The organism is Marilutibacter maris, assembly GCF_003233695.1.
Classification (GTDB): Bacteria; Pseudomonadota; Gammaproteobacteria; order Xanthomonadales; family Xanthomonadaceae; genus Marilutibacter; species Marilutibacter maris.
On record NZ_CP029843.1, the window covers coordinates 2,640,699 to 2,666,736 of the forward strand.

At 69.3% G+C, this 26,038-nt stretch carries 24 protein-coding genes, 1 pseudogene and 1 riboswitch; of the genes and pseudogenes, 13 read left to right on the plus strand and 12 right to left on the minus strand.

All coding sequences use genetic code 11. The features are described from left to right. Positions 1–16: 16 nt before the first annotated feature. The 6 genes and pseudogenes from C9I47_RS11575 to C9I47_RS11605 form a co-directional block, all read right to left on the minus strand. Positions 17–691 (minus strand): DNA-3-methyladenine glycosylase family protein, encoded by a 675-nt coding sequence (locus C9I47_RS11575; protein WP_111266879.1) that lies wholly within the window; start codon positions 689–691, stop codon positions 17–19. A 3-nt stretch (positions 692–694) separates the two neighbouring features. After that, positions 695–1,078 (minus strand): DUF423 domain-containing protein, encoded by a 384-nt coding sequence (locus C9I47_RS11580; protein ID WP_111266880.1) that lies wholly within the window; start codon positions 1,076–1,078, stop codon positions 695–697. A gap of 121 nt (positions 1,079–1,199) precedes the next feature. Then, positions 1,200–2,366, minus strand: coding sequence for a polyketide cyclase (locus C9I47_RS11585; RefSeq protein WP_111266881.1), 1,167 nt, complete (start codon positions 2,364–2,366; stop codon positions 1,200–1,202). Between the two features lie 479 nt (positions 2,367–2,845). Continuing rightward, positions 2,846–2,914, minus strand: a pseudogene (locus C9I47_RS17935) (DNA-binding response regulator); the annotation flags it as partial. An 83-nt stretch (positions 2,915–2,997) separates the two neighbouring features. Continuing rightward, positions 2,998–3,639, minus strand: coding sequence for a response regulator (locus C9I47_RS11600; protein WP_111266883.1), 642 nt, complete (start codon positions 3,637–3,639; stop codon positions 2,998–3,000). Positions 3,640–3,760: 121 nt separating this feature from the next. After that, complete coding sequence (locus tag C9I47_RS11605; RefSeq protein WP_111266884.1) at positions 3,761–5,014, minus strand: sensor histidine kinase; 1,254 nt, start codon at positions 5,012–5,014, stop codon at positions 3,761–3,763. Between the two features lie 146 nt (positions 5,015–5,160). Between C9I47_RS11605 and C9I47_RS11610 the strand changes: the two genes are divergently transcribed. The 6 genes from C9I47_RS11610 to C9I47_RS11635 all read left to right on the plus strand — a co-directional run bounded on the left by C9I47_RS11610 (position 5,161) and on the right by C9I47_RS11635 (position 10,333). Continuing rightward, positions 5,161–5,763 (plus strand): GNAT family N-acetyltransferase, encoded by a 603-nt coding sequence (locus tag C9I47_RS11610; protein ID WP_111266885.1) that lies wholly within the window; start codon positions 5,161–5,163, stop codon positions 5,761–5,763. Next, positions 5,760–6,545, plus strand: coding sequence for a septum site-determining protein MinC (minC, locus tag C9I47_RS11615; protein ID WP_111266886.1), 786 nt, complete (start codon positions 5,760–5,762; stop codon positions 6,543–6,545). Before C9I47_RS11610 ends, minC begins: the two co-directional genes overlap by 4 nt. 25 nt (positions 6,546–6,570) lie before the next feature. Further along, positions 6,571–7,380 carry a septum site-determining protein MinD gene (gene minD / locus C9I47_RS11620; RefSeq protein ID WP_111268108.1) on the plus strand — a complete coding sequence of 270 codons (810 nt, stop codon included), beginning with the start codon at positions 6,571–6,573 and terminating at the stop codon, positions 7,378–7,380. Between the two features lie 2 nt (positions 7,381–7,382). After that, positions 7,383–7,643 carry a cell division topological specificity factor MinE gene (minE, locus tag C9I47_RS11625; RefSeq protein ID WP_111266887.1) on the plus strand — a complete coding sequence of 87 codons (261 nt, stop codon included), beginning with the start codon at positions 7,383–7,385 and terminating at the stop codon, positions 7,641–7,643. An 83-nt stretch (positions 7,644–7,726) separates the two neighbouring features. After that, positions 7,727–8,230, plus strand: a complete 504-nt coding sequence (locus C9I47_RS11630) for a hypothetical protein (protein WP_111266888.1) — start codon at positions 7,727–7,729, stop codon at positions 8,228–8,230. An 87-nt stretch (positions 8,231–8,317) separates the two neighbouring features. Next, complete coding sequence (locus tag C9I47_RS11635; RefSeq protein ID WP_111266889.1) at positions 8,318–10,333, plus strand: M2 family metallopeptidase; 2,016 nt, start codon at positions 8,318–8,320, stop codon at positions 10,331–10,333. 802 nt (positions 10,334–11,135) lie between these two features. Here the strand turns inward: C9I47_RS11635 and C9I47_RS11640 are convergent. Then, complete coding sequence (locus C9I47_RS11640; protein ID WP_111266890.1) at positions 11,136–13,514, minus strand: Tex family protein; 2,379 nt, start codon at positions 13,512–13,514, stop codon at positions 11,136–11,138. 225 nt (positions 13,515–13,739) lie between these two features. Here C9I47_RS11640 and C9I47_RS11645 point away from each other — a divergent pair, with 225 nt between their 5' ends. From C9I47_RS11645 to C9I47_RS11660, 4 genes are all read left to right on the plus strand, one after another. Further along, complete coding sequence (locus C9I47_RS11645; protein ID WP_111266891.1) at positions 13,740–14,180, plus strand: VOC family protein; 441 nt, start codon at positions 13,740–13,742, stop codon at positions 14,178–14,180. Continuing rightward, positions 14,180–15,445 (plus strand): multidrug effflux MFS transporter, encoded by a 1,266-nt coding sequence (locus C9I47_RS11650; protein ID WP_111266892.1) that lies wholly within the window; start codon positions 14,180–14,182, stop codon positions 15,443–15,445. Before C9I47_RS11645 ends, C9I47_RS11650 begins: the two co-directional genes overlap by 1 nt. A gap of 181 nt (positions 15,446–15,626) precedes the next feature. Further along, positions 15,627–15,783, plus strand: a riboswitch (glycine riboswitch). A 51-nt stretch (positions 15,784–15,834) separates the two neighbouring features. After that, on the plus strand, positions 15,835–18,720 hold the full coding sequence (gene gcvP / locus C9I47_RS11655; RefSeq protein ID WP_111266893.1) for an aminomethyl-transferring glycine dehydrogenase: 2,886 nt from the start codon (positions 15,835–15,837) through the stop codon (positions 18,718–18,720). Positions 18,721–18,885: 165 nt separating this feature from the next. Beyond that, positions 18,886–19,335, plus strand: a complete 450-nt coding sequence (locus C9I47_RS11660; RefSeq protein ID WP_111266894.1) for a GFA family protein — start codon at positions 18,886–18,888, stop codon at positions 19,333–19,335. A gap of 14 nt (positions 19,336–19,349) precedes the next feature. Here the strand turns inward: C9I47_RS11660 and C9I47_RS11665 are convergent, their stop codons facing one another. The 3 genes from C9I47_RS11665 to C9I47_RS17730 all read right to left on the minus strand — a co-directional run bounded on the left by C9I47_RS11665 (position 19,350) and on the right by C9I47_RS17730 (position 21,144). Beyond that, positions 19,350–20,237, minus strand: a complete 888-nt coding sequence (locus C9I47_RS11665) for a sterol desaturase family protein (protein WP_111266895.1) — start codon at positions 20,235–20,237, stop codon at positions 19,350–19,352. Positions 20,238–20,246: 9 nt separating this feature from the next. Beyond that, entirely contained in the window at positions 20,247–20,543 is a 297-nt protein-coding gene (locus C9I47_RS11670; protein ID WP_190238495.1) for an EF-hand domain-containing protein, read from the minus strand. Positions 20,544–20,604: 61 nt separating this feature from the next. Then, positions 20,605–21,144: a hypothetical protein gene (locus C9I47_RS17730; protein ID WP_111266897.1), complete on the minus strand. Its 540-nt coding sequence runs from the start codon at positions 21,142–21,144 to the stop codon at positions 20,605–20,607. 185 nt (positions 21,145–21,329) lie between these two features. Here C9I47_RS17730 and ompR point away from each other — a divergent pair, with 185 nt between their 5' ends. Genes ompR through C9I47_RS11690 form a run of 3 tightly spaced genes read left to right on the plus strand, consistent with a single transcriptional unit; the run spans position 21,330 to position 24,288 of the window. After that, positions 21,330–22,052, plus strand: coding sequence for an osmolarity response regulator transcription factor OmpR (gene ompR / locus C9I47_RS11680; protein ID WP_111266898.1), 723 nt, complete (start codon positions 21,330–21,332; stop codon positions 22,050–22,052). A 5-nt stretch (positions 22,053–22,057) separates the two neighbouring features. Then, positions 22,058–23,338 carry an ATP-binding protein gene (locus tag C9I47_RS11685; RefSeq protein WP_223250368.1) on the plus strand — a complete coding sequence of 427 codons (1,281 nt, stop codon included), beginning with the start codon at positions 22,058–22,060 and terminating at the stop codon, positions 23,336–23,338. After that, complete coding sequence (locus C9I47_RS11690; protein ID WP_111266900.1) at positions 23,335–24,288, plus strand: alpha/beta hydrolase; 954 nt, start codon at positions 23,335–23,337, stop codon at positions 24,286–24,288. The genes C9I47_RS11685 and C9I47_RS11690 overlap by 4 nt, the downstream gene beginning before the upstream one ends. 16 nt (positions 24,289–24,304) lie before the next feature. Here C9I47_RS11690 and C9I47_RS11695 read toward each other — a convergent pair whose 3' ends face one another. Continuing rightward, entirely contained in the window at positions 24,305–25,597 is a 1,293-nt protein-coding gene (locus C9I47_RS11695; RefSeq protein ID WP_111266901.1) for an adenylosuccinate synthase, read from the minus strand. Between the two features lie 246 nt (positions 25,598–25,843). Next, positions 25,844–26,038 (minus strand): DUF2065 domain-containing protein, encoded by a 195-nt coding sequence (locus C9I47_RS11700; protein ID WP_111266902.1) that lies wholly within the window; start codon positions 26,036–26,038, stop codon positions 25,844–25,846.

Sequence of the window (26,038 nt, forward strand, 5' to 3'; positions counted from 1 at the left end):
CCCGGAGCGCGCCCTCCTACCCCTGCGAGCGGTTGGTCGGCGTTGCCGCCTCGCTGGCGCTGTCGGCGATCCGCCACAGGTACAGGCTCGCGTAGGTGCGGTACGGACCCCAGCGTTCGCCGCGCTCGAGCAGCGCCTTGGGCGTCGGCGCCTGCTCGGCCTTGTCGACGATGCCGGCGCCCTTGCGCACGCCCAGATCGTCGATCGGCAACACGTCCGGCCGCCCGAGCCGGAACATCAGCATCATCTCCACCGTCCAGCGGCCGATGCCCCGGATCGGTACCAGTGCCTCGATGATCTCTTCGTTGTCCAGGTACGCCATCTGCCGCAGCGTCGGAATCTCGCCGCGCGACTCGCGCAACGCCAGGTCGCGCAACGCCAGGGTCTTGTTGCCGGATACACCACAGGCGCGCAGCGCGGCATCGTCGATGCGGCCGAGGGTATCGAAATGCAGGCGTTTGCTGCCGATCGCAGCCTCGACCCGGCCGACGATCGTCGATGCCGCCTTGCCGCTGAGCTGCTGGAACAGGATCGCCCGCGCCAGCGCGTCGACCGGATCGAAGCGCCCGCGCCAGCGCGGGTCGGCCTCGATCGGGCCGATCCGGCGCATCCAGCGACCCAGCTTGCGGTCGCGACGCGCCAGATGCGCGTGCGCGGCCTCGGTGTCGAATCCACGGACGTGGCGCGGCATCGCTCAGCGCCTCGCCGCGTCGACGGCGTAGGCCAGCCACGCCAGGATCATCAGGCTGCCGCCGGCCGGCGCGAGCCGGGTCGGCCAGCCGAACGCATGCGCGGCGACCAGACTGCCGGAGAACAACAACACGCCCAACAGCAGGCCCGCCAGTGCCCAGCGCCCGAACCGGCGCCGCGCCTGCGGGGCCAGCGCGCACAGCGCCAGACCGTGACCGAAGGCGAACGCCGCGGCGGTCTGCAGGTGCGTCCTCGCCTCACCGTCGGCGCCGTGCGAGGCGTAGGCCGCCAGCGCCACCGACACGGCGGCCAGCACCGCGCCGGCGCCGGCCAGCGCGCGCGACCCGCGCGAAGCCGGTGGAAGAAGCGTTGCGGAACTGGCGGACATCGCGAACCCGGCGGCAGTCACAAGGCCCACGACGATAGCAGTCCCGCAAACAAAAAGCGCCGCACGGGGCGGCGCTTTTCGAGGCTGCCGGGCCGCTCGCGCGGCGCCGGTGGCGGGGGACTTACTTGACCATCCAATAGACGTTGAAGTCGCCCTCGAGGGTGAAGCCCTTCTCGATGCCGTTGTTCCAGTCCTCATAGGGACGGTCGACGGTCTCGTAGCCGTGGGTCAGGGCCCAGGCGCGCAGCGCGTCGCGGACCTTGGCCAGGTTGGCCATGTGACCCACGAACGGCACCATCGCGACCTTCGAGCCTTCCGCGTAGACCGCCTCGACCGGACCCTCGACCTTGATCTCGAGCTTCTCGGCGTCGGTCGCCGGCACCGCGGCGGTGGCCTCGGCCTTGTCCTCGCCCTCCTTGCCGTTGCCATTGTCCTTGCTGTCGCCGTCGCCCTTCTTGCGCACCGGCTGGGCAACGTCGAAGGAATAGGTCTCGGCGCCGAACTCGTTGGTGATGACGCGGACCGGACCGGCGGCGACCAGACCGTTGGCGTCCATCACCTTCTTGATCCACTCCATGTTGCTCTTCATCTGGGTGGCGACGGCGTCGTTGTCGCGCGGCACCGCGGCGCGCACGATCAGCAGGTTCTGGGCCGGACGCTGCGACAGCTGCGGCGCCTTGCTCGGATCGTCCTTGCCGAACACCGAGTAGTCGTGGTTCGGCACGGTCGCCAGCATGTTGCTCAGGCGGCTCAGGCTGAGCTTCATGTCCTGACCGAAGTTGCTGGTCACGTACATGCCGGCGTAACGGCCCAGCAGGTCCCAACCGTAGTCGACGTCATAGGTCTGGGTGATCATGACGTTGCGGCCGCTGCGGCCGGTCGGGGTCAGGGTGTAGGTGGTCCGCTCGTTCTTGCCGCGGCCGCGGAACGGGTTGTTGCCCTTCGGATTGGAGGTCAGCGCGTAGCTCACGCTCTTGTTCGGCTCGTTGCCGGTGATCTCCCAGCTGCCGCTGCCGAGCTCCTCGACCTGGGACTGGTAGTCCAGGCGCGCGCCGACGCCGGATTCGGGGCCGGACAGCTTCAGCTCGATCCCCGGATCGTGCAGCACCAGCGAGTTCCAGTCGTCGAAGCGGCGCAGGCTGTTGAGCGTGTCGTACACGATCGTCAGCTTGCGGTTGGACTCGACGCTTTCCTCGAGGTGGCGGCGATCGGGCAGCAGGACGCCGACCGTCAGGAACAGCACGGTCACGATGGCAATGGAAATCAGGATCTCGATCAGACGGGTCATTCAGGTTTTCTCCAGGGCCGACCCGGGACCAGACCGGGGCGCAGACCCCTAATCCTAACAAGGAAGCCGGGGCGGGCGCATTACCCTTTCGCAGGAGTTCCACGCCCGGACCGCACCGGCGTTTCCGGGGCGGCCGCCAGCGAATCGCGCCGCCGGCCCGGGCCGCGCTGCGCCGCTCACACCAGTTGCAGCTCGAACGCCTTCAGTACCGCCCGGGTACGGTCGCGCACGCCGAGTTGGACAGGGTGAGGCGCCAGCGCCTGCGAGGCATCGCCTCGCCTGGCAACGAACGCCCGCCGCGCTGCGGCGGGCCGGGTATCCTGTCGCTCAGACCAGTTGCAGCTCGAACGCCTTCAATACCGCCCGGGTGCGGTCGCGCACGCCGAGCTTGGACAGGGTGAGGCGCCAGCGCCTGCGAGGCATCGCCTCGCCTGGCAACGAACGCCCGCCGCGCTGCGGCGGGCCGGGCATCCTGTCGCTCAGACCAGTTGCAGCTCGAACGCCTTCAATACCGCCCGGGTGCGGTCGCGCACGCCGAGCTTGGACAGGGTGAGGCGCCAGCGCCTGCGAGGCATCGCCTCGCCTGGCAACGAACGCCCGCCGCGCTGCGGCGGGCCGGGTATCCTGTCGCTCAGACCAGTTGCAGCTCGAACGCCTTCAATACCGCACGGGTACGGTCGCGCACGCCGAGCTTGGACAGGATATTGGACACGTGGTTCTTGATCGTGCCCTCGGCCACGCCCAGCGAATTGGCGATCTCCTTGTTGGAGAAGCCCCCGGCCATCAGCCGCAGGATCTCGGTCTCGCGGTCGGTCAGCGGGTCCGGCCGGTCGAGGCTCACGAACTCGTTGCGCATGTGCTCCAGCCCCGACAGCAGCCGCTGGGTGACCGCCGGTTGCACCAGTGAACCGCCCTGGGCCACGGTCTGGATCGCGTCGACCAGTTGTTCGAGCGAGACGTCCTTGAGCAGATAGCCCTTGGCGCCCGCCTTCAGGCCCGCCAGCACCAGTTGGTCGTCGTCGAAGGTGGTCAGGATGATGGTCGGCGGCAGGCTGTCGCTGCGGGCCAGCGCCTGCAGGGCCTCCAGCCCCGACATCACCGGCATGCGCATGTCCATCAGGACCACATCGGGCCTGACCTCCGGCACCATCTCCACCGCCTGGCGCCCGTCGCCGGCCTCGGCCACCACCTCGATGCCCTCGGCCAGCGACAACAGGGACCTAACCCCCTGCCGGACCAGGGTCTGATCATCAACAAGCAATACGCGGATCATGCCGCCGCTCCTTTGAGAGCCTGCCCCCGCCCCCACCGCGGCCCTTGCGGGAACCGGAGGGACTGCCGAACAGGCGAGATTGGAAAAGTGTACGTCGATACGGCCCGGGCGCACGATGCCGTCATGCCGCGTCTCCCCGTGCGTCCGGTCCGGGCCGGTCGGCCGCCTGGACGCTCGCGGCGGACTCCGCCGACGCCGAAGCGAGCACCGTGGCCGGCAGCGCCAGGCGCAACGCGAAGCCCGCCTGCGGGCGGGTTTCGATCTTCAGGTCGCCGCCATACAGGCCCAGCCGCTCGCGCATGCCGCGCAGACCGTTGCCGGATACCGGCGAACTGGCGCCGCGGCCGTCGTCGCGGGCCTCCATCACGATCATGTCGCCGTCGCGGTAGGCCTTCACCCACAGGTTGGCCGCGCCGGCGTGGCGGATGGTGTTGGTGATGATCTCCTGGGTGCTGCGCAGCAGGATGTGCGCGCGCTCGGGGTCGTCCAGGGTCAGCGGCGACTCGATGTCCATGTGAATGCGCAACGACGGCACGTTCTCCGCCAGCGGGCGCAGCGCCGCCTCCAGGTCGATCGCCCCGCCCTCCCTCAGCTGGCTGACCGCCTCGCGGACGTCGGTCAGCAGCAGCCGGGCCAGGGTGTGGGCCTGGCGGACGTGCTCGCGCACCCGTCCCTCGGACAGATGCCCCGCGACCTCCAGATTCAGGCTCAGCGCGGTCAGGTGGTGGCCGAGCAGGTCGTGCAGCTCGCGCGAGATCCGGGTGCGCTCGTTGACCCGGGCACTCTCCGCCAACAGGGCGCGGGTCGCGCGCAGCTCCGAGTTCAGCCTGCGCTGCTCCTCCCGGGCCAGCGACTGCTGGCGGGCGACGAAGGCGGTCACGAACACGAAGCTGGAGAAGCCCATGTAGACCAGCGACTGCACCACCGCGATCATCGGCGGCATGCCGATCGGGCCCGCGAACACCGGAATGATCGAGGCGCTGCTGCCGATCAGCCACACCAGTCCCATCCGCAGGGTCAGCAGCCAGGGCAGCAGCCCCGCCACCACCATCAGCAGGATGCTGCCCAGCCCGGTGCTGGAGAAGTAGCTGACGCTGATCGCGCACAGGGTCAGGATGAACAGCAGGATGTGGTCGAGCCAGGTGGTCCGCCGCGACCCCAGCGAGCGGGTGATCGACCAGTACACCGCGCCGAAGCTCAGATAGACCGCCAGCCAGCGCCCGACCGCGAGGTGCGGGGCGGCCACGTCGCCCTCCGGCAGGGCCTCGATCACCGCCGGGTCGAGCCAGATCGAAAGCAGCCAGCACCCCACCATCGCCCAGGTGAACAGGCCCGCATAGCGCAGCAGTCGGGAATGGTTCAGGAGGTTCAACATGCCGGCATGCTAGCCCCATCAGGGGTTTGCGTAGCCGTCCGAAAGTCATGGAATCGTCATTGCGCAGTCGCCCAGGCCCCGCAGCCATGCGATAATCCGCTTCGCTGGCGCCGCATGCGCCGGCCCGAAACATCATGGAGTCAGGAATGTCGATCGTCGTCCGCGACGTGCTTGAGCACGAGCTGGATTCCGTCCTTGCCCTCAACAACGCCGCCGGACCCGCCATCCTGCCGCTGGACGCGGCCCGGGTACGCCACTTCTACGACAGCGCCGAGTACTTTCGCGTCGCCCTGCGCGACGGCACGCTCGCGGGCTTCCTGATCGGCGTCGGTAGCGGCTCGGACCACGACAGCAGCAACTTCCGCTGGTTCCACGAGCGCCACGCGGGGTTCTTCTACATCGACCGCATCGTGGTCGCCAGCCGCCGCCGTGGCGGCGGTGTCGGCCGCGCGCTCTACGCCGATGCCCAGAGCTATGCCGAGCTGCGCTACCCGCAGATGGCCTGCGAGGTGTTCCTGGAGGGCGGCCACGACCCGGCGCTGCTGTTCCACGGCAGCTTCGGCTTCCGCGAGGTCGGCCAGCACGTGATGCCCGAGGTCGGCGTCCGCACCGCGATGCTGATGAAGTCGCTGTGCAGCTACGAGTGGGTCCGCGAGACCTACGGCGACAACCTGCCCGACGAGGACTGGGTCCGCGCCCGCCGCACCGTGGCGACGCCGCCGCGCCTGACCGGAACCTCCGGTCGATGAGCGCCGTCGCGATGGGTGATTATGAACAGGCGGGCGAACTGAAGATCGGCCAGGTCGGCATCGCCAACCTCCGCATCCGCACCCTCGACGTCGACCGTCTGATCGAGGAAATGCGCCAGCGCGTCCAGCGCGCGCCCCGCCTGTTCGCCCGCGCCGCCGTGGTGATCGACTTCGGCGGCCTGTCCCAGGTGCCCGACGTCGCCACCGCCCGCGCCCTGCTCGATGGCCTGCGCGAGGCCGGCGTGCTGCCGGTCGCGCTCGCCTACGGCACCACCGCGACCGAGCGCCTGTCCGAGGCGCTCGGCCTGCCCCTGCTGGCCAAGTTCCGCGCCCAGTACGAGCGCGCCGACGGCAGCGCCCCGGCACCGGCGGCGGCCCCGCCGCCGCAGGAAGCCGCCCGCCCCGCTCCGGCGGCCAGCGCCCCGGCACCGGCCGCGCCCGGCCAGGCCCCCAGCCCGGGCCTGATCCAGGCTGCGCCGGTCCGTTCCGGCCAGCAGGTCTATGCCGACAACCGCGACCTGACCGTGCTGACCTCGGTCGGCGCCGGCGCCGAGGTCATCGCCGACGGCTCGGTGCACATCTACGGGCCGCTGCGCGGGCGTGCGCTCGCGGGCGCCCAGGGCAACGAAAAAGCCCGTATCTTCTGTCGAGAGTTCCACGCCGAGCTGGTGGCCATCGCCGGCCACTACCGGGTGCTCGAGGACATCCCTTCCGACCTGCGCGGCAAGGCCGTTCAGGTCTGGCTGGAAGACCAACAACTAAAAATCGCGGCACTTGACTGATGCCGCTCCATTGGAGGACTTGAACTTGGCCGAAATCATCGTAGTCACCTCAGGCAAGGGCGGCGTCGGCAAGACCACCACCAGCGCCAGCCTCGCCTGCGGCCTCGCCCGTCGCGGGCACAAGGTCGCGGTCATCGATTTCGACGTCGGCCTGCGCAACCTCGACCTGATCATGGGCTGCGAGCGCCGCGTCGTGTACGACTTCGTCAACGTGGTCAACGGCGAATCCACGCTCAAGCAGTCGCTGATCAAGGACAAGCGCTTCGACAATCTGTACGTGCTCGCCGCCTCGCAGACCCGCGACAAGGACGCGCTGACGATGGAAGGCGTGGAGAAGGTCCTCAAGGAGATGGCCGACGACGGCTTCGACTACATCGTCTGCGACTCGCCGGCGGGCATCGAGAAGGGCGCCTTCCTGGCGATGTACTTCTCCGACCAGGCCGTGGTCGTGGTCAACCCGGAAGTCTCCTCGGTGCGCGACTCCGACCGCATCCTCGGCCTGCTGTCGTCGAAGACCCGCAAGGCCGAGAACGGCGAGCGGGTCAAGGAACACCTGCTGCTGACCCGTTACAGCCCCAAGCGCGTGGATACCGGCGAGATGCTCAGCGTCGGCGACGTCGAGGAGATCCTCGGCCTCAAGACGATCGGCGTGATCCCCGAGTCCAGCGATGTCCTGCACGCCTCCAACAAGGGCGAGCCGGTCATCCTCGACACCGAGTCCGACGCCTCCCAGGCCTATGACGACGCCGTCGCCCGCCTGCTCGGCGACACCCGCCCGATGCGCTTCACCACCGTCGAGAAGAAGGGCTTCTTCAGCAAGATGTTCGGAGGTTGATGATGGGGATTTTCGACTTCCTGCTGGCCAAGAAACAGACCGCGTCCGTCGCCAAGGACCGCCTGCGGATCATCGTCGCCCACGAGCGCGCGACCCGCGGCGGCCCCGACTACCTGCCGACCCTGCAGCGCGAGCTGCTCGAGGTGATCCGCAAGTACGTCAACGTCGACGCCGAGGCGGTGAAGGTCGACCTGATCGGCGAAGGCGAAAACAAGGTGCTCGACATCTCGGTCTCGTTGCCGGAGAACACCGCGCAAGCGTGAACGGCGCAAGTGAGCACGGGAGAAGTGAGAAGAGAGAGTGCACTTCTCTCACTTCTCACTCCTTGTCACTCGCTCCTCATCCCATGTTGACCCTCGCCGACATCGCCTTCGACGCGGTCGCCGACCTGCTCGCGGGCTACGGGCTGCGGCTGGAGCGCGTCGCCGATGGCGCCGCGATTCCCGGCAGCTACTGGGGCGACTGCGAGGCCGGACTGATCGGCAGCACGGTCTACGCGCGCGGCGATACCCCCGTGCATTCCCTGCTGCACGAGGCCGCGCACCTGATCGTACTGCCGCCGGAACGCCGCGCCGCGGTCCACACCGACGCCACCGACTCGATCGAGGAGGAGGACGCGGTCTGCGTGCTGCAGGCCCTGCTCGGCGACGCCCTGCCCGGGGTCGGCCGCGCGCGCGTGCTCGCCGACATGGACGCCTGGGGCTACACCTTCCGGCTCGGCTCGGCCCGGGCCTATTTCGAGCACGACGCCGACAACGCCTGGCAGTGGCTGCAGGCGCGCGGCCTCGCCGACATCGCGCGGCGGGTGTTGACGCCTCCTGCCGTCACGACCGTCACCGCCGGGCACTAGTCCCGCCGTCACTTGCGCCCGCTCCGGGCGGCCTCTAGCCTTTGTCGTTTCAGCGCATCGATGCGCCCTGTTCGAGGAGAGTCACCCATGAAACCCGTCCGCGCGCTACTCGCGCTCAGCGTCATCGCCGTGCTCGGCCTGTCCGCCTGCTCCCGCGACGGCAGCGACGACTCCGCCGGCACCTCGGTCGCGCCCGAAGGCGAGACCGCCGACCAGTTCGTCGCCCGCGTCAACGACGAAATGCGCGCGATGACCCCGGAGATCACCTCCGCGCAGTGGCTCGCCTCCACCTATATCAACAGCGACAGCCAGTTGATCGCCTCCAAGGCCAACGAGCGCATGCTGGCCCAGCTCAACAGCTGGATCGAGCAGTCCAGGAAGTTCGAGGGCCAGGAAATGTCGCCGCAGACCGCGCGCGCGATCCAGCTGCTCAAGCTCGGCACCTCGATGCCGGCGCCCAAGGACCCGGCCAAGCTGGAGGAGCTGGCTTCGCTGGCGACCAAGATGGAAGGCATGTACGGCGCCGGCAGCTACTGCACCGGCGAAGGCGACGACAAGCAGTGCCGTCAGCTCGGCGAGCTGGAGGACGTGCTGCGCCACGACCGCGACTACGCCGACCAGCTCGATGCCTGGCAGGGCTGGCACACGATCTCGGTGCCGATGCGCAAGGACTACACCCGCTTCGTCGAACTGGTCAACGAAGGCGCCCAGGAGATGGGCTATGCCGACGCCGGCGAGATGTGGCGCTCGGGCTACGACATGACCCCGGTCGAGATCGCCGCCGAGACCGACCGCCTGTGGGGCCAGGTCAAGCCGCTGTACGAACAGCTGCACTGCTATACCCGCACCCGCCTGGAAGCCAAGTACGGCGCCGACAAGGGCGAGGTCGCCGGCGGCATGCTGCCGGCCCACCTGATGGGCAACATGTGGCAGCAGGACTGGGGCAACCTCTGGGACATCCTCGCCCCGTACAAGAACGCCGGCAGCCTCGACGTCACCGGCGCGCTGGAGAGCCAGTGGCAGAACAACTTCTCCGCCCAGATGGCCAAGCACCGCGGCGAGCGCGATGCCTCCGATCTGGTCGAGATGGAGCGCGCCGCCGACCTCGCCACCGCCCGCCAGATGACCGAGCGCGCCGAGGATTTCTACACCTCGCTGGGCATGCCCAAGCTGCCGGCCACCTATTGGGACCGGACCCAGTTCATCAAGCCGCGCGACCGCGACGTGGTCTGCCACGCCAGCGCCTGGCCGATGGACATGGCCGACGACGTGCGCACCAAGATGTGCATCAAGCCGAACGAGGAAGACTTCACCACGATCTACCACGAGCTCGGCCACGTCTATTACTACATGCTGTACAAGGACCAGCCGCCGATCTTCCAGACCGGCGCCCACGACGGCTTCCACGAGGCGATCGGCGACACCATCGTGCTGGCGATGACGCCGGAGTACCTGAACTCGATCGACCTGGTCGGCGAGCAGCAGCAGAGCGAGCAGGCGCTGATCAACGCGCAGATGCGGATGGCGCTGGCCAAGGTCTCGTTCCTGCCGTTCGGCCTGATGATCGACCGCTGGCGCTGGGGCGTGTTCGACGGCACGATCAAGCCCGAGGAATACAACAAGGCGTGGTGGGACCTGAAGGCCAAGTACCAGGGCGTCGCCCCGGTCACCCCGCGTGGCGAGGAGTTCTTCGATCCGGGCGCCAAGTACCACGTGCCGGGCAACACCCCGTACACCCGCTACTTCCTCTCGCACGTGCTGCAGTTCCAGTTCTACAAGGCGCTGTGCGACGCTTCCGGCCACGAGGGCCCGCTCTACCAGTGCAGCTTCTACGGCAACAAGGAAGCCGGCGAGAAGTTCCAGGCGATGCTGAGCAAGGGCGCCAGCCAGCCGTGGCAGCAGACCCTCAAGGAACTGACCGGCGGCGAGAGCATGGACGCCTCGGCGGTGCTGGAATACTTCGCGCCGCTGCAGGACTGGCTGAAGCAGCAGAACGAGGGCAAGACCTGCGGCTGGCAGGCCAGTGCCGCCCCGGCACCGGCCGCTCCCGCCGCCGATGGCGGCGAGGCCGCGACGGAGCAGGATCAGCCGGCCAAGGGCTGATCCCCACAGCAGAGTCTCAACAAGAGGGCCGGCAATCGCCGGCCCTTTCTTGTTTCACCTTGTCACCGTTTTGCGCATGACCACGGGTTTCTGCTATTTGAATCAGAATCAAAGGCTTCCGCCACCAAGGCGGCGGGCGGCTTTTCTTTGCTGGCCCAAAGAAAAGTCGCCAAAAGAAAGGGCCTTTCCCGACAGAGCTCAATCGCAAACGGATGGTATTCCGGTATTTTTCGACACGGCATCCCTGCCGTGATCGAAAAACGGCGCGCGTCCATGCGCGCCGCCCTCCGGGTCTGCAGCCATGAGGGCCGTCCATGTACCAGGAACGTCAAGGTCAGCTGTTGCCGTTGACCTTCAGCGACTTAAAGCCCGCCGACAAATCGCCTGGAGCGATTTGGACCGCCGCCAGGCGCCTGCGCTCATAGCGCAGGTGGGGCACATGGATGTGCCCCAGTCCGCATCGCAGAGGACGACGGCCGTAGAGGCGCCCATGTCTGAGCGAAGCGAGTTTGGGCGCCGTGCCGTCGTCATCGAGAAGCACAGGGGACCGGGGCGGCGCAGCCGGCCCGGCGGGCGTCAGGAGCGGGCGGTTTTGGTTCCTTTTGCCAAGACAAAAGGAACCCGCCGAAGGCGGAAGCCTTTGATCTAGATTCGAAAAGCGCCGGAACCTCGGATCCCGACTCCCGCGCAGGGTGAATTTCCCGACGGGCGGCCGCCGGCACCGGCTTCCACTGAAGCCAGAAACCAGGCAACCCCCAAGCCCGCGCAATCGATCAACGACAACCGCCCACAAGCAGGGCGATCAGCCCTGCCCCTTGGCCTTGGCAAAGGCCGCCGCCAACGCATTGTTCGGCGGCGGCGCACTGCGCCCGGCGTTCCCGGCGGGGCGCCCGCCCTGACGGGCGCCGCCGCGTCCGCCCGACGGGCCACGATCGTCACGCTGTCCGCGCGACTCGCGTTGTGGCGCGGTTGCCTGGTCGGACCGCGGCTCCAGGCGCCGCGACAACGCGATGCGCTTGCGCGGGATATCGACCTCCAGCACCCGCACCTTGACCACGTCGCCAGCCTTGACCACCTCGCGCGGATCCTTGACGTAGCGGTCGGCCAGCTCGGAGATATGGACCAGGCCATCCTGGTGCACGCCGATGTCGACGAAGGCGCCGAACGCGGCCACGTTGCTGACCACGCCTTCCAGGATCATCCCCTCGCGCAGGTCCTTGATGTCCTCGACGCCGTCGGCGAACTTCGCCGCCTTGAACTCGGGGCGCGGATCGCGACCGGGCTTTTCCAGCTCCTTGAGGATGTCGCGCACGGTCGGCACGCCGAAGGTCTCGTCGGTGAACTGCTCGGCCCTGAGTCCGCGCAGACGGGCGCTGTCGCCGACCAGGTCCTTCACCCCGCAGCCACAGGCGGCGAGGATGCGCTCGACCACCGGGTAGGCCTCCGGATGCACCGCCGACGCGTCCAGCGGTTGTTCGCCGCCGTTGATGCGCAGGAAGCCGGCGCACTGCACAAAGGTTTTCTCACCCAGCCTGGCCACCTTCAACAGCGCCTTGCGGCTGGCGAACGGTCCGTTCTGGTCGCGATGCACGACGATGTTCTCGGCCACCGTCGACGACAGCCCCGACACCCGTGCCAGCAACGCCGCCGAGGCGGTGTTGAGGTCGACGCCGACCGCGTTCACGCAGTCCTCGACCTTGGCGTCGAGCGCACGCGCCAGACGGTACTGGTCGACGTCGTGCTGGTACTGGCCGACGCCGATCGCCTTGGGCTCGATCTTGACCAGCTCGGCCAGCGGGTCCTGCAGGCGCCGTGCGATCGAGACCGCGCCGCGCAGCGACACGTCCAGGCCCGGGAATTCCTTGGCCGCGAACTCGGACGCCGAATACACCGACGCACCGGCCTCGCTGACCACGATCTTCTGCATCTTCAGCTCGGGCACCAGCTTGATCAGGTCGCCGGCCAGCTTGTCGGTCTCGCGCGAGGCGGTGCCGTTGCCGATCGCGACCAGCTCCACGCCGTGCTTGACGCACAGCGCGCGCAGCGCGTGCAAGGACTGATCCCACTGCCGCTTGGGCTCGTGCGGATAGATCGTCGCGGTATCGACCAGCTTGCCGGTGCGGTCGACCACCGCGACCTTGACCCCGGTGCGCAGTCCCGGATCGAGTCCGAGCACGGCCTTGGGCCCCGCCGGCGCCGCCAGCAGCAGGTCCTTGAGATTGTCGCCGAACACCTCGATCGCCTCGGCCTCGGCCTTCTCGCGGGCCTGGCCGAACAGGTCGAGCATCAGGTGCAGGTGCAGCTTGGCCTTCCAGGTCAGGCGGCAGGTATCGAGCAGCCACTTGTCGGCCGGGCGGCCCTGGGCGCGCACGCCGGCATGGACGGCGACCCGGCCCTCGGCCTGCTGGTGGCCGGCCTCGGCGTCGCTGCCCGGGTCCAGGTCGAGGAACAGGAACTCCTCGCGACGGCCGCGGAACAGCGCGAGCAGGCGATGCGAGGGAATCTTCGACAGCGGTTCGGCATGCTCGAAGTAATCGCGGTACTTGGCGCCCTCGGCCTCCTTGCCCTCGGCCACGCGCGAGCGGATCGTGCCGACCTCCTGCAGCCACTGCCGCAGCTCGCCGACCAGGGCCGCGTCCTCGGCCCAGCGTTCCATCAGGATCGCGCGCGCGCCGTCGAGCGCGGCTTTGGCGTCGGCGACACCCTTGTCCGCATCCACGTACCCGGCGGCGGCCGCTTCCGGCTCCTGCGCCGGATCGGCCAGCAGGCTGTCGGCGAGCGGCTCCAGGCCTGCTTCGCGGGCGATCTGCGCCTTGGTCCGGCGCTTGGGCTTGTACGGCAGGTACAGGTCTTCCAGCCGCGCCTTGCTGTCGGCCGCCTCGATGTCGGCGCGCAGCTCGTCGCTCAACTTGCCCTGCTCGTCGATGCTGGCCAGCACCGCGGCGCGGCGGTCCTCCAGCTCGCGCAGGTAGGTCAGGCGGGTTTCGAGATTGCGCAACTGGGTGTCGTCCAGGCCGCCGGTGACTTCCTTGCGGTAGCGGGCGATGAACGGCACGGTCGCGCCCTCGTCGAGCAGGCCGATCGCGGCGACCGCCTGCGCGGGCTGGGCATCGATCTCCTCGGCGATCTGGCGGGCGATGCGGGTGGCGATGGCGGGCGAAGCGGAACGGCTGTCGGACATCGGGACGTGCAGTGTCTTGGGTACGGGGCGCCGATTGTGGCAACCCCGGGGCCCCGGCGATACCCGTTGACAAGCCGCGCCCTACCCGGTCCGCCACGGCCATGCAGCCGCTGCGCCGGATCGGCCCGGTCACGGGATGGAGTGTCTTGCGGTATCTGGCGCCCTCGCGAGCGATGGACCGGTACCATGACAGGCCACTCTCTCCCCACTGCCCGGAGCCCGCCGATGTCCGCCTCGGATCTTCCCCCGTTCAAGCCGCTCCGGCTCGACCACGTGGTCCTGCGCGTGCGCGACATCGTCCGGATGGAGGCCTTCTACCGCGATGTACTGGGCTGCTCGGTCGAGAAGCGCCAGCCGGCGATCGGCATGGTGCAACTGCGGGTCGGCAGCGCGCTGATCGACCTGGTCGACATCGAGGGCCGCATCGGCCGCATCGGCGGCGCCGCGCCCGGCGAGGAAGGCCGCAACGTCGATCACTTCTGCCTGGCGATCGAACCCTTCGACCGCGACGCCATCGTCTCCCACCTGCAGGCGCATGGCACCCGTGTCGGCGAGTTCGGCTCCCGCTACGGCGCCGAGGGCGAAGGCCCCTCGCAGTACCTGTACGACCCGGAAGGCAACATGGTCGAACTGAAGGGACCGCCGGACACGGCGGCGAAGGCCTGATGCCCGAGTCGCGCTCCGACACCCAGCCCCCCGCGATCCCGTTGCGCCGCCTGGCGCTGCTGCTGGGCGGGCTGGCGATGTTCGGTCCGTTCGCGATCGACACCATCTTCCCGGCCTTCGGCGCGATGCGCACGCAGTTCGGGGTCGACCGCGTCGCCATCCAGCAGACCCTCAGCGCCTACCTGGTCGCCTACGCCCTGATGAGCGTGGTCCATGGACCGCTGTCGGACGCGCTGGGGCGCCGCCGGGTGATCCTGACCGGACTGGCGGTATTCACCCTGGCCTCGGTCGGCTGCGCGCTGGCGCCGGACCTGCATACCCTGCTGGCCTTCCGCGTCCTGCAGGGATTGTCGGCCGGGGTCGGCATGATCGTCGGCCGGGCGGTGATCCGCGACGTGCTCCAGGGCGACGATGCCCAGCGGCTGATGAGCCAGGTCTCGATGATCTTCGGCATCGCGCCGGCGGTGGCGCCGGTGATCGGCGGCTGGATCCTGGGTTGGAGCCACTGGCCGGCGATCTTCTGGTTCCTGGTGCTGTTCTCGCTGCTGCTGTTCGCCGGCACCTGGGTGGTGCTGCCGGAGACCCACCCGCCGCAGGCGCGCCTGCAGCTGGTGCCGCGGCGCCTGTTGCGCGACTACGTCGCGATCTTCGCCAACCCGCGCTTCCAGCGACTGGCGGCGGCGGGCGCGTTCAACTTCGCCGCCCTGTTCCTGTACATCGCCTCGGCACCGGTGTTCGTGGTGGACATCCTGCGCCTGGGCGAGTCGCAGTTCGGCTGGTTCTTCATCCCGATGATCAGCGGCATGGTGCTGGGCGCATTCGCCTCCGGGCGCGCCGCCGGCCGGATCAGCGGCACCCGGCTGTCGCGGATCGGCTTCGCCTGCTGCGGCGTCGCGGTGCTGGCGAACATCGCCTACACCGCGATGGTCGACCAGCCTTCGATACCGTGGGCTATCCTGCCGATGGTGCTGAACGCGTTCGGCATCGCCCTGGTGTTCCCGATCCTGACCCTGGCGATCCTGGACATGTATCCGCGCCAGCGTGGATCGGCCTCGTCGCTGCAGGCCTTCACCGGCCTGGTCCTGCACTCGCTGGTCGCCGGCGTGATCTCGCCGCTGCTCAGTCGCGAACCGCTGTGGCTGGCGGCCGGCGCGGCGGTGTTCGCGTTCCTGGGCTGGGCGTTCTGGCGCTGGGAGATCAGCTTCGGCGGCAGCCCCGCCTGTCCCGCCGAACCGGCCGCGCTGGAGCCGACCGACCGGCTGTGAGCGGCCCACGCCCGAGCTGAACCGGCACCGCCACGGCCGCCCATCGCCGATCCGAGCGGCTATAATCGCCGGGTCCACGTGGTGGGAGAAGCGACCGGCACGAACGCAGCCGCAAACCGCGTTCCCGGCCGCTGCCGAAGGCGCAACGCCCGTAATCGCTCAGGCCCAGCACCACCCGTGGTTCCAAAACTCTGGAGAGACCGGCGGCCCGTCGCTTTCAGTCGGGCCCCACCGGCGCCGAAGGGGCAAGAAGCGGGGCCTCCAGGAGGTGAATCCTCCCCCGGCCGCCTGTCGAGGCACGCTTCCAAACTCTCAGGCAAAAGGACAGAGGGGCGCTCCACGTGCGGCGACGCACGCCCGGCCACCGCCACTTCCGGACGCCCCTTGCCATGACCCAGACGCCTTCCCTGCGCGAGCTCGAGCACCACGACGCCTTCATCGCGCGCCACATCGGCCCCAACGACGCCGAAATCGCGCAGATGCTCGGCGTGATCGGCTACGACTCGCTGGACGCGATGACCGACGCGATCGTGCCCGCCAACATCAAGTCGAGCGACCCGCTGGCGCTGCCGGAGTCGCTGACCGAGGTCGAGGCGCTGGCGAAGATCCGCGCGATCGCCGATCGCAACCAGGTCTTCCGCAACTTCATCGGCCAGGGCTACTACGGCACCCACACGCCGAACGTCATCCTGCGCAACATCCTCGAGAACCCGGCCTGGTACACCGCCTACACCCCGTACCAGGCGGAGATCTCGCAGGGCCGCATGGAAGCGCTGATCAACTTCCAGACCATGTGCGCCGACCTCACCGGCATGGAGATCGCCAACGCCTCGCTGCTGGACGAGGCCACCGCCGCGGCCGAGGCGATGACCCTGGCCAAGCGCTCGTCGCGCTCGAAATCGAACCTGTTCTTCGTTTCCGAGAACGTGCACCCGCAGACGCTCGAGGTGCTGCGCACCCGCGCCGAGCCGCTGGGCATCGAACTGCACGTCGGCGCCGATGCCGAGGCGGCCGATGTCGACAGCTACGGCGTGCTGCTGCAGTACCCGGACACCTTCGGCCGCATCCACGACTACAGGGCGCTGGCCGACAAGGTGCATGCCCGCAACGGCCTGGTCTGCGTCGCCACCGACCTGCTCGCCCTGACCCTGATCGCCGCGCCCGGCGAATGGGGGGCCGACATCGTGGTCGGCAACAGCCAGCGCTTCGGCGTGCCGTTCGGCAACGGCGGCCCGCATGCCGCATTCATGGCCTGCCGCGACGCCTACAAGCGCTCGATGCCGGGCCGCCTGATCGGCGTTTCGGTCGATGCCGAGGGCAAGCCGGCCTACCGCCTGACCCTGCAGACCCGCGAACAGCACATCCGCCGCGAGAAGGCGACCAGCAACATCTGCACCGCGCAGGTGCTGCTGGCGGTGATGGCCGGCATGTACGCGGTCTACCACGGCCCCGAGGGCCTGACCCGGATCGCCCGTCGCACGCACCGCCTGGCGACGATCCTGGCCGCCGGCCTAGGTGCGGCGGGCGTGAGCATCGATGACGGCTACTTCGACACCCTGCACGTCAGCGGCGTCGACGCCGCGGCGATCCACGCCCGCGCCGAGGCCGCGCGCATCAACCTGCGCCGGATCGACGCCGGCCGGGTCGGCATCAGCCTGGACGAGACCTCCACCCGCGAGGACATCGTCGCGATCGCCGGTCTGTTCGGGGCGGATCTGGACGTCGACGCGCTCGACGCCGCCGCGAGCGACGCGCTGCCGGCCGGGCTGCGCCGCGACAGCGACTTCCTGACCCATCCGGTGTTCAACACCCATCACAGCGAACACGAACTGCTGCGCTACATGCGTGCGCTGGCCGACAAGGACCTGGCGATGGATCGCACGATGATCCCGCTGGGAAGCTGCACGATGAAGCTCAACGCCACCGCCGAGATGATCCCGGTGACCTGGCCGGAGTTCGCCAACGTCCATCCGCTGGCCCCTACCGACCAGATGCAGGGCTACCGCGAGCTGGTCGACGGTCTGGAGCGGATGCTGGTCGAGTGCACCGGCTACGACGCGGTCAGCCTGCAGCCGAACTCCGGCGCCCAGGGCGAGTTCTCCGGCCTGCTGGCGATCCGCGCCTATCACCGCGCCAACGGCCAGCCGCAGCGCGACATCTGCCTGATTCCCGAGTCCGCGCACGGCACCAATCCGGCCTCGGCGCAGATGTGCGGCATGCAGGTGGTGGTCACCAAGTGCGACGCCAACGGCAACGTCGACCTCGACGACATCCGCGCCAAGGCCGAGAAGTACAGCGATCGTCTGGCCGCGCTGATGATCACCTACCCCTCGACCCACGGCGTGTTCGAGGAGGACGTGGTCGCGATCTGCGACATCGTCCACCAGCATGGCGGCCAGGTGTATACCGACGGCGCCAACATGAACGCGCTGGTCGGCCTCGCCAAGCCCGGCAAGTGGGGCTCGGACGTCTCGCACCTGAACCTGCACAAGACCTTCTGCATTCCGCACGGCGGCGGCGGTCCCGGCGTCGGCCCCTGCGCGGTCAAGGCGCACCTGGCGCCGTATCTGCCCAAGGCCTTCGGCGGCGATGCCGAGCAGGCCGACGGCGGTGTCGGCATGGTCAGCGCGGCGACCTGGGGCAGTGCCAGCATCCTGCCGATCAGCTGGATGTACATCGCCCTGATGGGCCGCGAGGGCCTGCGCCGCGCGACCCAGGTCGCCCTGCTCAACGCCAACTACGTCGCCCGCCGCCTCGCGCCGCACTACAAGACGCTCTACACCGGACGCAACGACCTGGTCGCGCACGAGTGCATCCTCGACCTGCGTCCGCTCAAGGACGCCACCGGCATCTCCGCCGAGGACGTGGCCAAGCGCCTGATCGACTTCGGCTTCCATGCCCCGACCCTGAGCTTCCCGGTCGCCGGCACGTTGATGGTCGAGCCGACCGAGAGCGAGTCGATGCACGAGCTGGACCGCTTCGTCGACGCGATGATCGAGATCCGCGAGGAGATCCGCGCGGTCGAGGACGGCCGTCTGGAGCGCGACGACAATCCGCTGGTCAACGCCCCGCACACCGCGACGATGGTCGCCGGCAGCGAGTGGGCGCACGCCTATCCGCGCGAGCTGGCGGCGTTCCCGCTGCCGGTGCTGAAGCAATCCAAGTACTGGCCTCCGGTCGCGCGCGTGGACAACGTGCACGGCGACAAGAACGTGTTCTGCAGCTGCATCCCGGTGGACGCGTTCAAGGACGAGGACGACGCGGTCGAAGCTTGACCGCATCGCACCCCGCTCCATTCCGAGGCCCCTCTCCGCGAGGGGCCTCTTCGTTTCCACCGCTGGCCGCGCGCCGTCGGCCCATGCGATGCTTGGGCGCATGCACGTCGCCGCCGACCCGGCCCCGCAGCGGCGTTCCCGGGGCCGCCTCCAGGAGCTGACACGATGACCGCAGCCGTTGCCACCCTCTCCGGCGGATGCCACTGCGGCCGGATCCGGGTCGCCTTCGCCACCACGCTGGAGCCACGCGAGCTGGCCCCGCGCGCCTGCGACTGCGACTTCTGCCGCAAGCACGGCGCGGCCTGGATATCCGACCCTGCCGGCAGCCTGCGTGTCGAAGCCGAACCGGCCTCAGCGCTGCGTTCCTATCGCCAGGGCAGCGAGACCGCGCGCCTGCTGCTGTGCGCGCACTGCGGCGTCGTGGTCGCGGTCGGCTATGCCGAACAGGGCCGCATCTGGGCCGCGGTCAACGCCGGCTGCCTAGACGATGCGACGGCACTCGCCGGGGCGGTCCCGGCATCGCCGCAACAGCTGACAGCGGAACAGAAGGTCGAGCGCTGGCGCCAGCTGTGGATCGCCGACGTCCAGCTCCCGGTGTCCATCGACGCTCTCTGATCAGCGCACGGCCGTCAGCGATCGTCGCTGGAGATGCCGTCGCCCACCGCTGGAACCCGTTTTCCCTCAGGGCTGTATTCCGGCGGACCGGACAACACCCGCCAGCACTGCCCGATACCGCGCGCCAAGCGCAGCTCGGCGAACATTGCGATCCAGGCATGCAGGGCGATCCGCAGTGGGTTGTAGCTGTACAGCGGTTCGACCAGGCCATAGCGAACCGGGTCGCTGCTGCGTTCCTCGCGGAAAGTGCCGAACAGGCGATCGAACACGATCAGCACGCCACCGTAGTTGCAGTCCAGGTACGCCGGGTTGCGGGCGTGATGGACGCGATGGTGCGCCGGCGTGTTGAGCCCCCACTCCAGCGCGCGCGGCAGGCGCCCGATCAGTTCGGTATGCAGCCAGAACTGGTACAGCAGGTTCGCGGCCAGCGCGGCGACCACCAGCGGCACCGGAAACCCCACCCAGACCAGCGGCGCGAAGAACAGTCCGGCGCCGGTCAGCTTGCCGGTCCAGCCCAACCGATAGGCCGATGCCAACGTGTACTGGTTCGACGAGTGGTGGACGGCGTGATTGAGCCAGAACCAGCGGATCCGGTGGTCGGCACGATGCATCCAGTAGTAGCAGAATTCCTGGCCGACGAAGAGCAGCGCCCAGTGCCAGGCGCTGTCCATCGAGAAGGTATGGACGCGCAACGGCCAGACCGCCTGCAGCACCAGGCCGACGATGCCGCCCCTGATCACCAGCCCAAAGGCCTGTCGACCCAGCGCGTCGCCCAGCGAAGCCCAGTAGGCCTTCCAGTCCTGGCCCAGCCCACGCCGCTTGCGCAGCCAGCCTTCGGCGGCGGCCACCAGCGCCAGCAGGGGCAAAGGGAGCAGCAGCAACGCCGGCATCGCGATATCCATGCCTGCGCCTCAGCGGCTGCGGGCCTGGCGCATCTTCTCGACCGCGGCATCGAGCTCTGCGCTGGCGAGGCGACCGTCGCCGTCGCTGTCGATCTCATCGAAGCGGCGGGCGACACGCGGTAGCCCCGCCTCGGCCTCGGCGCGATCGATGTAGCCGTCCTGGTTGCTGTCGGCGGCTCGAAGCCGTTGTTTGGCGGCGTCCTGCAGACGAGCGGCGCGGTCGTCCCCGGCATGCGCGACGGAGACCGTCAGCGGCGACAGGACGATGCTGATGGCGAGGAATGCCGTGATGTGGGTACGGAACATGATGCCTCCTGAAGATGTCGGGACGCGGAGCCGAACGCGGTCGGCCCCGCGCTCATGGAACTCAGTTGCCGCGGCAGTCGATGACGTTGCCGGTGGCATCGGTGCAGGTCGCGGTGTGCTGCACGCCCTGGCTGGAGTCGTAGCTGGTCGAACCGCTATAGCTGTTGCCCTCCTTGCCGGTCGCCTGGGTCTGGCGTTGACCGGCGTAGGTGCCGTCGGTGTTGCGGGTCATGCTTCCACTGGAGCTGGCGGCGCCGCCGTCGGCGCCTTCGATGCTCGCGCTGCCCTGGCGGCCGCCACTGCCGTCGGCGTTCCGATAGAAGCCGCCCTGGCGTTGTCCCAGCCCGCCGTTGGCACCCTGCACCGCGGCGCCGCTGGCGCCGCTCACATTGCCCTGCCCGTCGCTCTCCACCGCGTGGCCACGGGCGAAACGGCCGCGCTCGCCACTGGCGGTGGTTCCGCTGGCGGCGCGATAGCCGCCATCGGCGGTGGCGCCACCGGCACGCACATGCGCGCGACGTTGGGCGGATGCGTCGGGGATGGCGGCAACCAGTGCGATCGTCAGACCGGTCGCAACGAACAACAACGGGATCCTGCTCATGGTTCACTCCTCGGAACGGACGATGCATGCGGCATCGGGGTGATTCCACGCTAGCGCCGCGACCGCGCCCGGATATGTCCGGTCCGCGAGCGGATGTTTCGCGGCCCGCTCCCGGAAACATCCGCTTACAAATTGCCGGCGCCGCGGGTTTGCCTGCTCGCCGCGACTGCCGCGATAGTGAGCGCATGGACGAAACCGCCCCCCACCTGCTGCTGGTCGACGACGACGTGCGTCTGCGCGAGCTGCTGCAGCGCTACCTCGAAGGCCAGGGCTTCGAGGTCCGCGGAGTCGGCGACGGCAGCGGCATGCGCCAGGCGCTGGATCGAGGGCACTACGACCTGGTCGTGCTCGACCTGATGCTGCCGGGCGAAAGCGGACTGGATATCTGCCGCCAGTTGCGTGGCCGGGACGATGCGATTCCGATCGTCATGCTGACCGCCAAGGGCGACGAGATCGATCGCATCGTCGGACTGGAGATCGGCGCCGACGACTACCTGCCCAAACCGGTCAATCCACGCGAACTGCTGGCACGCATCCGCTCGGTGCTGCGGCGTACCCGTCCGCACGCGCCGGGCGCGCCCCTGGCCGACGCGGGCGAGGTCGCGTTCGCCGGCTTCAGCCTGGATCTGGGCCGGCGCGAGCTGCGCCGCGGCGGGGAAACCCTGCGCCTGACCTCCGGCGAGTTCGCCCTGCTCTCGGTGCTGGTCCGCCATCCGCACCAGCCGCTCAGCCGCGACCGCCTGATGAGCCTGGCGCGGGGACGCGGGCACGAAGCGTTCGAACGCAGCATCGACGTGACCGTCGCGCGGCTGCGCAGGCTGATCGAGGACGAGCCGAGCCGGCCCCGGCTCCTGCAGACGGTGTGGGGCGTGGGCTATGTGTTCGTGCCGCCGGAGCAGGACGCGTGAAGGCGATGCCGCGCAGTGTGTTCTCGCAGCTGGTGCTGGTGATCGCGCTGGTACTCGCCGGAACGCTGGCGATCGCGATCGTGCTCAGTCGCGTATTGGTGTCGGAGCCGGCCGGTGCCCAGTTGCTGCGCGCGATGCAGGGTTTTGCCGATGTCGCCGAAGAGGTCGCGCGCAGCGAATCGAACGAACGCGCGATGCAGGTCCTGCGCGACGGCGGACTGGAAGTGCGCATGGACGCCCCGGCACAGGCGCGGCCGCGTTTCGCGCCGCTGCTGCGGGCGTTGCAGGAGCAGGCTCCGCAGCAGCTGTCGCCGGGACGCGAGCTGCGGATATCGCGCGACAGCGGGCGCAGTGTCGCCTGGCTTCGGCTCGACACCACCCCGGCGATCTGGGTCTCGTTCCCGGTCGATCGTCGCGATCATCGGGTGCGTCGCTTCTCGATCGGCTTGCTGCTGGGCTGCGCGCTGCTGGTCTGGCTCGCCGCCGCCCACTTCGCGCGTCGACTGGTCATGCCGTTGCGACGACTGGCGCACGCGGCCCCGGACTTCGTTCGCGGAGAATCGCCGCCGCTGGACACTTCGAGCGGCCCGCGCGAGGTCGCCGAGCTGGCGCGTGCCCTGGACCGGGCCAGCACCGAGGCGCGCGAGGCGGCCGAGGAACGCACGCTGATGCTGGCCGGCATCTCGCACGACCTGCGCACGCCGCTGACCCGTCTGCAATTCGCGCTCGCCCTGCTGCCCGATGCCGACCCGGAGCTGCGCGCCGGCATGGACCGGGACATCGGCGAGATCGACGCGATCCTGTCGCAGTTCATCGCCTATGCCCGCGACGGCCGCGACGAGGCGATGGAGTCGCTCGACCTGAGCGCGCTGTGCCGCCAGGCCGTCTCGGCGATGCCCGACGGCTGGGCGAGCGCGCTGCCGGAACAGGCGCCATTGCGGGGACGGCCGTTGGCCTTGATGCGCGCGTTGGAGAACCTGCTGGGCAACGCGCAGCGGCACGGTGCCCCGCCGTTCTCGCTGCGGCTGGAGCGAGACGGCGCGAACTGGCGTGTCGAGGTCGCCGACCATGGCCCCGGCATCGACGCCGCGAACGCGACACGGATGCGCCAGCCGTTCGTGCATGGCGGTAAAGGCACCGGCCTGGGCCTGGCGATCGTCGAACGGGTCGCCCGCCAGCACGGAGGCGAACTGCAACTGGCGTCCAACGCGCCCCAGGGCCTGCGCGCGACGCTGGTACTGCGCGCGGACGGGATGGCCGAAGCAGGGATGGGAGCGGGTCGATGAAACCCATCCGGTCGCCCCGCTCCGGCGTGCTCGCGCTGACCCTGGCAGCGCTGCTGCTTCACACCGCGCCACCCGCCCGCGGCAGCGATCCAGGCGGGGCCGCCACCGCGGCGCCGGCGCTGCCGGACGGCACCCGCGTCCTGCGCGACATCGCCTACGGCCACGACCGGCGCCAGCGCTTCGATGTCTATGTCCCAGCCGACGCCCGTGACGCCGCGGTGATCTTCCTTGTCCACGGCGGCGGTTGGGCGGTCGGAGACAAGGCGCACCGCAACCTGATGGCGAACAAGCTCGCCTACTGGCTGCCGCGTGGCTTCGTGGTGATTTCCAGCAACTATCGGCTGCTGCCCGATGCCGGCCCGCTCGAACAGGCCGGCGACATCGCCCGCGCGGTCGCCCACGCCCAACGGCTGGCGCGGTCGTGGAGTGCCGACGCCGATGCCTTCGTGCTGATGGGGCATTCTGCGGGCGCCCATCTGGTCGCCCTGCTCGGGGCCGACCCCGCCCTGCTGGCCGCCGCCGGCGCACGCCGCCCCCGTGGGGCCGTGTCCCTGGACAGCGCCGCGATGGACGTGGTGGAGATGATGCAGGCTCCCCGCCACCCGAGACTGTACGACCGCGCCTTCGGTCGCGTTGCCGCGGACTGGAGGGCCGCCTCGCCGCGGCATCGTCTGTCGCCGGACGCGCTGCCGATGCTGATCGTCTGTTCGTCGCGCCGGATCGACGCCTGTCCATCGGGCCGCGCGCTCGCACGCGATGCGGTGGCGCTGGGGGTCTCGATGCGGGTACTGCCCCAGCCGCTGTCGCATCGCGACATCAACCGCGAACTCGGGCTGGCCGGCGCCTATACCGAGGCGGTCGATGCCTTCATACGCGCATGCCTGCCCGTACCGCAGCCGGCCCGGCGCCCGGAAACGAACGACCCCGCCGAAGCGGGGCCGTCGGGGTGACGCGCAACGGCACCGTTCAGGCGAACGGGTCCTGCAGCACCATGGTGTGCTCGCGGTCCGGACCGGTGGAGACGATCGCCAGCGGGCAGCCGGCCAGTTCCTCCAGCGCACGCAGGTAGGCGCGCGCGGCCGGCGGCAGCTTGTCCCACTCGGTGATGCCGTGGGTGTTCTCCTCCCAGCCCGGGAACTCCAGGTAGACCGGGGTGCACTCGTCCCAGCCGGCGGCGTCCAGCGGCGCGTACTCGGTCCGCTTGCCGCGGTACTCGTAGGCGATGCAGATCTTCAGCGTCTCCATGCCGTCGAGCACGTCCAGCTTGGTGATGCACAGGCCGGTGATGCCGTTGATCGCGACCGCGCGCTTGAGCGCGACGATGTCGATCCAGCCGCAGCGACGCGGGCGTCCGGTGGTGGCGCCGTACTCCTGGCCGCGGTCGCGGATGCCCTGGCCGACCTCGTCGTGCAGTTCGGTCGGGAACGGGCCGCCACCGACGCGGGTCGCATAGGCCTTGCAGATGCCCAGCACGTAGTCGATCGCATCCGCACCGACGCCAGCGCCGGCCAGCGCGCCACCGACGGTGGTGTTGGACGAGGTCACGTACGGATAGGTGCCGTGGTCGATGTCCAGCAGCGAGCCCTGCGCGCCTTCGAACAGCACCCGCTTGCCCTGCTTGCGCAGGTCGTGAAGGATGCCGGCGACGTCGGACTTCATCGGCTGCACGTATTCGCCGAACGCCAGCGCCTCGTCCAGGGTCTTCTGGAAGTCGACCGCTTCCACGCCCAGGTAATTGGTCAGCACGAAGTTGTGGTAGTCCAGCGCGGCGCGCAGCTTCTCGGCCAGCTGGTCGGGGTAATGCAGGTCGGCGACGCGGATGCCGCGACGCGCCACCTTGTCCTCGTAGGCCGGGCCGATGCCGCGGCCGGTGGTGCCGATCGCCTTGCCGCCGGCGGCCTTCTCGCGCGCCTGGTCCAGGGCGATGTGGTACGGCATGATCAGCGGCGTCGCCGGGCTGATCTTCAGCCGCGAACGCACGTCCACGCCGGTCGCCTCCAGCTCGTCGATCTCCTTGCGCAGCGCGGCCGGGCTCAGGACCACGCCGTTGCCGATCAGGCACAGCGCGCCTTCGCGCAGGATGCCCGACGGGATCAGGTGCAGGACGGTCTTCTTACCGCCGATGACCAGGGTGTGGCCGGCATTGTGCCCGCCCTGGAAGCGGACGACGGCGCCGATCTCCTCGGTCAGCAGATCGACGATCTTGCCCTTGCCCTCGTCGCCCCATTGAGCGCCCAACACCACGACTGACTGACCCATGACGGGAGACTCCTGATTTGTTCCGTAGGAGCGGCACAAGCCGCGAACGCCCGTCACCGGGCCTGGCAGGCGCGATTCACGCCGCTGCAGCAGGGCCGGACACGGAAAAAGCCGGTGGGCGGCTCGTGGCGAGCGGGCCCATCCGGCTTTTGTGCATTATCCGGGTTTCGGGGCCCGAGGGCCAGTGCTTCCGCACCGCCACCGGCATGCCGGTGGCCCGGGTTCAGATGCCGTTCGGGCGCCGCCTCACAACGCCCGTCGCACCCACCACAGCGCAAGCAGGCCGGCGGCCACGAAGACCCCGCCGACCACCCGCAACTGCCGATCGGGCATCGCATACAGCTGTTCCGCCGCACGCTTCCATCCGCCCGGGGCGACGAACAGGAACAGCCCCTCGAGCACGGCGACCAGACAGATCGCCGACAGCAGCTCGTCGCTCAC

Excerpts from the sequence above, each read along its gene's own strand:
- C9I47_RS11575 (WP_111266879.1), bottom strand. The coding sequence starts at position 691 with ATGCCGCGCCACGTCCGTGGATTCGACACCGAGGCCGCGCACGCGCAT.
- C9I47_RS11580 (WP_111266880.1), bottom strand. The coding sequence starts at position 1,078 with ATGTCCGCCAGTTCCGCAACGCTTCTTCCACCGGCTTCGCGCGGGTCG.
- C9I47_RS11585 (WP_111266881.1), bottom strand. The coding sequence starts at position 2,366 with ATGACCCGTCTGATCGAGATCCTGATTTCCATTGCCATCGTGACCGTG.
- C9I47_RS11600 (WP_111266883.1), bottom strand. The coding sequence starts at position 3,639 with ATGATCCGCGTATTGCTTGTTGATGATCAGACCCTGGTCCGGCAGGGG.
- C9I47_RS11605 (WP_111266884.1), bottom strand. The coding sequence starts at position 5,014 with ATGTTGAACCTCCTGAACCATTCCCGACTGCTGCGCTATGCGGGCCTG.
- C9I47_RS11610 (WP_111266885.1), top strand. The coding sequence starts at position 5,161 with ATGTCGATCGTCGTCCGCGACGTGCTTGAGCACGAGCTGGATTCCGTC.
- minC (WP_111266886.1), top strand. The coding sequence starts at position 5,760 with ATGAGCGCCGTCGCGATGGGTGATTATGAACAGGCGGGCGAACTGAAG.
- minE (WP_111266887.1), top strand. The coding sequence starts at position 7,383 with ATGGGGATTTTCGACTTCCTGCTGGCCAAGAAACAGACCGCGTCCGTC.
- C9I47_RS11630 (WP_111266888.1), top strand. The coding sequence starts at position 7,727 with ATGTTGACCCTCGCCGACATCGCCTTCGACGCGGTCGCCGACCTGCTC.
- C9I47_RS11635 (WP_111266889.1), top strand. The coding sequence starts at position 8,318 with ATGAAACCCGTCCGCGCGCTACTCGCGCTCAGCGTCATCGCCGTGCTC.
- C9I47_RS11640 (WP_111266890.1), bottom strand. The coding sequence starts at position 13,514 with ATGTCCGACAGCCGTTCCGCTTCGCCCGCCATCGCCACCCGCATCGCC.
- C9I47_RS11645 (WP_111266891.1), top strand. The coding sequence starts at position 13,740 with ATGTCCGCCTCGGATCTTCCCCCGTTCAAGCCGCTCCGGCTCGACCAC.
- C9I47_RS11650 (WP_111266892.1), top strand. The coding sequence starts at position 14,180 with ATGCCCGAGTCGCGCTCCGACACCCAGCCCCCCGCGATCCCGTTGCGC.
- gcvP (WP_111266893.1), top strand. The coding sequence starts at position 15,835 with ATGACCCAGACGCCTTCCCTGCGCGAGCTCGAGCACCACGACGCCTTC.
- C9I47_RS11660 (WP_111266894.1), top strand. The coding sequence starts at position 18,886 with ATGACCGCAGCCGTTGCCACCCTCTCCGGCGGATGCCACTGCGGCCGG.
- C9I47_RS11665 (WP_111266895.1), bottom strand. The coding sequence starts at position 20,237 with ATGGATATCGCGATGCCGGCGTTGCTGCTGCTCCCTTTGCCCCTGCTG.
- C9I47_RS11670 (WP_190238495.1), bottom strand. The coding sequence starts at position 20,543 with ATGTTCCGTACCCACATCACGGCATTCCTCGCCATCAGCATCGTCCTG.
- C9I47_RS17730 (WP_111266897.1), bottom strand. The coding sequence starts at position 21,144 with ATGAGCAGGATCCCGTTGTTGTTCGTTGCGACCGGTCTGACGATCGCA.
- ompR (WP_111266898.1), top strand. The coding sequence starts at position 21,330 with ATGGACGAAACCGCCCCCCACCTGCTGCTGGTCGACGACGACGTGCGT.
- C9I47_RS11685 (WP_223250368.1), top strand. The coding sequence starts at position 22,058 with ATGCCGCGCAGTGTGTTCTCGCAGCTGGTGCTGGTGATCGCGCTGGTA.
- C9I47_RS11690 (WP_111266900.1), top strand. The coding sequence starts at position 23,335 with ATGAAACCCATCCGGTCGCCCCGCTCCGGCGTGCTCGCGCTGACCCTG.
- C9I47_RS11695 (WP_111266901.1), bottom strand. The coding sequence starts at position 25,597 with ATGGGTCAGTCAGTCGTGGTGTTGGGCGCTCAATGGGGCGACGAGGGC.